Origin of the sequence: Roseomonas rosulenta, from assembly GCF_016106005.1 — a bacterium.
Classification (GTDB): domain Bacteria; phylum Pseudomonadota; class Alphaproteobacteria; order Acetobacterales; family Acetobacteraceae; genus Neoroseomonas; species Neoroseomonas rosulenta.
The window spans coordinates 1-4,483 of record NZ_JACADR010000327.1; the positions used below are offsets into that span (position 1 = coordinate 1).

Below are 4,483 nucleotides of genomic sequence, written 5' to 3' on the forward strand. Positions count from 1 at the left end.
CAGGTCGCCCGCGCGGCCCGTGACGCGCGGGCGCAGCGCCTCGACCTCCGCGGCCGCGGCGGCCGCACCGGCATGGTCGCCCGCGCGCAGCAGGGTGATGGCGCGCGCCGCGGCCTTCTGCGCCTCGGTCGGGTCCTCGCCCTGGAACTTCGGCACGCGGCCTTCGGTCAGCACCTGCCGGCGCACCACCTCGCCGCGGATCAGTTGGCGGAATTCCATGACGGTGGGCGAGGGCGTGTCCTCGATCACGGCATCGAGCGCGCGATCGGCGCGTTCGAACTCGCCGGCGAAGACCAGCATCTCGGCCAGCAGCCAGCGCGCCCCCGCCTCGCGCGGGGCCGCCTTGACCGCGGCGGTCGCCGCTGCCACCGCGCCCTCGATGTCGCCTGCCTTGAACGCTTCGCCTGCCGTCGTCATGCCGCTTGCCTCGCCGCCTGGAGATCCGTCACGAGGCGGAAGGCCGCCCCCACCTCGTCCAACTGGTAATGCGGCTGCAGCATGATCGTGCAGCCATAGACACCCGGTTGCCCGGGCTTTTCAGCAACCTCGACCCGGGCGTCGCGCAGCGGGTAGCGCGCGCCGGTCTCGCCGCCCGCGGCCGAGATGTTCGTGAAGCCCTGCAGCCAGCGCTGCAGCCGCCGCTCGATGTCGTCGGCGGTCTTGAAGGAGCCCACCATGTCGCGCCCCATCAGCTTCACGCAATGCGCGAAGCGGCTGACGCAGAGCATGGCGTTGAACTGTGCCGAGAGGCGCTGGTTCGCATTGGCCGCCATCGCGGTGTCGCCGGTCATGCGCGGCGGGCGGTGGATCGAGGGCGTGGCGGCGAAGGAGCCTTCCGCCAGCAGTTCGAGCCCGATGAAGGGCACGAAGCCGGCCTCGACCGCCTGGCGTTCCTGGTCATCGGTCAGCGCCACCTCGACAGGGGGGCGCAGCGGCGCGTCGCGCGGGTCGCCCGGCAGGCGCTCGGCGGGCAGGCCCTCGATGACGCCGCCCGAGGGGTCGCGGTTGACCGCGGCACCGCGCACATCGGCCGGCCAGGCGGAGCGCGCGAAGGCGCGCACTGCCGCGGCGGCCAGCGCATAGCCGACATTCATCCAGACCCGCGATTCGGAGCCCGGCGCGTGCTCGCGGTAGCGGAAGCGGTCGGCGCGGGTGCCATCGTCGGGCCAGGGCGCGCGGCCCAGCGCGCGGGGCAGCACCACCGAGAGGAAGCGGCTGTCCTCGCGCCCCTGGAGCGAGCGCCAGCGCGTGCGGTCGGCGGCGCGCAGCACGTCCGTGAGGTCGGCCGCGGCGCCGAGGCCCGACCAGGTATCGAAGCCGAGCAGCGCGGGATGCGCCGCGATCGCCGCCGGCGCGAAGGCCGCCGCGGCGACGCCGGCCAGCCCATCGAGGCCGGCCACGTCGTCAGTCGGGCTGCCGGGGCCGGGCGCGTGGCGCACCTCGTAGTCGGCGACCAGCATGCCGAAGGGCTCGCCGCCGGGCGTGCCGAACTCGCCCTCGTAGACCATCTTGAACAGGGCGGACTGGTCAAATTCCAGAGCACGCTCGAAGTCGCGGCACAGCTCCGCCCAGCGGGCCGCCAGAACGCGCAGCTTGATGCGCGCGCCGAAGGGGATGCGCTCGGCGAGCCAGGCCAATGCGCGCCACGACCCTTCGAGGCGGCGCAAGCGATCGTGGTGCAGGATGGCGTCGAGTTGCGTCGCGATCAGCCGGTCGAGCGCGGCGATGTCGCGATCGACGGCTTCCTCCAGCCGATGGATGGCGCCGCGGCGCCCGCGCGGCGTCCCGTCGTGGCGAAGGATTCCTTCGAGGTTGCCGCCGAACCAGGCCCGCATGCAGGACCCGGCCGACCTTTCCGTGATGAAGGCTGCCACGGCCTCCGCACCGCCGGCACCCCCACCCTGCCCGAGGAAACGCCCGGACAGGACAAGGGCCCGCAAGGCGACGGGCGGGTCAGGTTCGGTTGCCGGCGGCATGGCGCCGCGCCCTCCTGTCCCGCCCGGCCGTGATCAAGCCTTCTGCGGAATGCGCGCGACCATGCGCATGGAGGTGCTGAGTTCCTCCATCTGCAGCCACGGGCGCAGATAGGCGACGGCGTTGTAGACGCCCGGCTTGCCGGGCACTTCCTTCACCTCGACCTTGGCCTCGCGCAGCGGGTAGCGCGCCTTCATCTCCTGGCCGGCGCTCTCGTTGGAGTTGACGTAGTTGCGGATCCAGCGGTTCAGCCAGACTTCGCAATCCGACGCCTCCATGAAGGAGCCGATCTTGTCGCGCGCCATCACCTTGAGGAAGTGCGCGAAGCGCGACGTCGCCATGAGGTACGGCAGGCGGGCGGAGATGGCCGCGTTCGCGGTGGCTTCCGGCCGGTCGTACTTCTTGGGCTTCTGCACCGACTGCGCGCCGAAGAAGACCGAGTAGTCGGTGTTCTTGTAGTGGCACAGCGGCAGGAAGCCGAGGCCCGAGAGTTCGGCCTCGCGGCGGTCGGTGATGCCGATCTCGGTCGGGCACTTGGTGTCGCTGTCGCCGTCATCCGAGGTGAAGACGTGCGTCGGCAGGTTCTGCACCTTGCCGCCGCCCTCCGCGCCGCGGATCGCCACGCAGAAGCCGTACTGCGCGAAGGCGTCGGTGAGGCGCGCGCCCATGACGTAGGCGGCGTTCATCCAGCAGTAGTGCTCGTGGTCCATCGCCTTCGGCTTGCCGGCGGCGTCGTAGGGCGCTTCCTCGTAGTTGAATTCCTCGACCGGCACGGTCGCCGCGCCGTAGGGCAGGCGCGCGATGGTGCGCGGCATGACCAGGTTGAGGAAGCGCGCATCCTCGGTATCGCGAAGGCCGCGCCACTTGGTGTATTCGGCGGTCTCGAAGATCTTGGCGAGGTCGCGCGGCTTCGACAGCTCGCGGTAGTCGTTCATGCCGAACATCTGGGCGGAGGCCGCCGAGATGAAGGGCGCGAAGGACGCCGCGGCCACCGAGGACACGAGGCGCAGCGTCTCGACATCGTCGGGGTGGGCCGACCACTCGTAGTCGCCGATCAGCGCGCCATAGGGCTCGCCGCCCGGGGTGCCGAACTCGTTCTCGTAGATCTTCTTGAACAGCGTGGACTGGTCGAACTCCACCGCGCGCTGCAGGTCGCGCGACATCTCGCGCTTGCTCATCTGCAGCATGCGCAGCTTGAGCGACGTGCCGGTCTCGCTGTTCATCACCAGGTAGTGCAGGCCGCGCCAGGAGCCCTCGAGCTTGCTGAAGCGCTCGTTGTGCATGATCTGGTTGAGCTGCTCGCTGACCTTGGCGTCGATCGCGGCGATCGCGCGGTCGAAGGTCTGGCTGAGGTTGCGGCTGAAGGTCACGGTGCCCTTCAGCGCTTCCTCGGTCAGCGCCTTGATCAGGTCCTGCGCGCGGTCGCGCTCGGTCTGCTTGGTCGCGCCGATGACCTGGTCGAGAAGGCCAAGGCCGCCTTCGGCCTCGGTCGTCGTGGTGGTGGCGCCGGCTGCGGAAGTCTGGGTGCCGCTCATGCGATCAGCCCTCCTTCTTGTCGAGGCCGAGTTCGGCCGAGAGCTTGTCGAGCTTGTCCTTGTCCTGCAGCACCTGCTCGAGCAGGCCCTCCAGCTCGTCCGAGCGGTCCACCTTGGACATCAGGTCGCGCAGCTTGGCGCGCGTCTCGAGCATCGCCTTCAGCGCGGGGACCTGCTCGGCCACCTTGGCCGGCTCGAAATCCTCGAGGCTGCGGAACTTCAGGTTCACCGACATCTGGCTTCCGTCGCCGGCGAGCGTGTTGTCGACCTTGATGTTCAGTCCCGGCTGGATGCGGGTCATCACGTCGTTGAAGTTGTCACGGTCGATCTGGACGAACTTCCGCTCGGCCAGGGGCTTCAGGGGCTCGGTCGGGTCGCCGGCGAAGTCGCCCATGATGCCGACCACGAAGGGCAGCTCGCGCTCGATCTGCGCGCCCTCCGTCTCGACTTCGTAGGTGATGTGGACGCGCGGCTTGCGGACCCGCGCGAGCTTGTCATGCACGCTGCTCATCAGCTTCCTCCTGAGGGCGAGGTCCGGTGCCCAAGGGTTTCGGTTCTCGCGAAGATTACGCAGTCAGCCCGATCCGGGTCAACGCATCCGGATCACACCGCCACGGACGGCCGCGAGCAAGACCCGCGACCGCCGACCGGGGCCAAGGCTAGCACGGCCGGATGCCGGCGAAAGCGCCATCGCGCCCTCACTCTTCCGGCACGCGGATGCCGAGCGAGGTCAGCATCACCCGGCGCACGCCGGCATCGGGCATGACCTCGGCCAGCAGTTCGATCAGCGGCATGCGCGCCCGGCGCGCCGCGTCGTCCAGCGTGAAGGCGAGCGGGGAATGCGGCTCGGTCCTGCGGAAGAAGGCCGCGATCTCCTCGAGTGCACGAATCGCGTCCTCGCGGGTGCGCAGCACGCGCGGCCCGCCCGGCGCGGCCGCGGCCGCCGCACCGGGCGTGGCCGCGGCGCCCTCGTC

General features: G+C 70.4%; 4 protein-coding genes and 1 pseudogene. All 5 read right to left on the reverse strand.

What is annotated here, in order from left to right:
- The coding region (locus tag HW578_RS23355) for a tetratricopeptide repeat protein (protein WP_198373112.1) at positions 1-417 on the reverse strand (417 nt) is incomplete at its 3' end.
- A complete protein-coding gene (tssC, locus tag HW578_RS23360) occupies positions 414-1,874 on the reverse strand; it encodes a type VI secretion system contractile sheath large subunit (RefSeq protein ID WP_369407963.1) in 1,461 nt (486 codons plus the stop codon). The genes tssC (HW578_RS23360) and HW578_RS23355, both read right to left, overlap by 4 nt.
- 135 nt (positions 1,875-2,009) lie before the next feature.
- Positions 2,010-3,509 (reverse strand): type VI secretion system contractile sheath large subunit, encoded by a 1,500-nt coding sequence (gene tssC, locus HW578_RS23365; protein WP_198373114.1) that lies wholly within the window; start codon positions 3,507-3,509, stop codon positions 2,010-2,012.
- Positions 3,510-3,513: 4 nt separating this feature from the next.
- Positions 3,514-4,020, reverse strand: coding sequence for a type VI secretion system contractile sheath small subunit (tssB, locus tag HW578_RS23370; protein ID WP_198373115.1), 507 nt, complete (start codon positions 4,018-4,020; stop codon positions 3,514-3,516).
- Between the two features lie 187 nt (positions 4,021-4,207).
- A pseudogene (locus HW578_RS23375) lies at positions 4,208-4,483 on the reverse strand (type VI secretion system protein TssA); the annotation flags it as partial.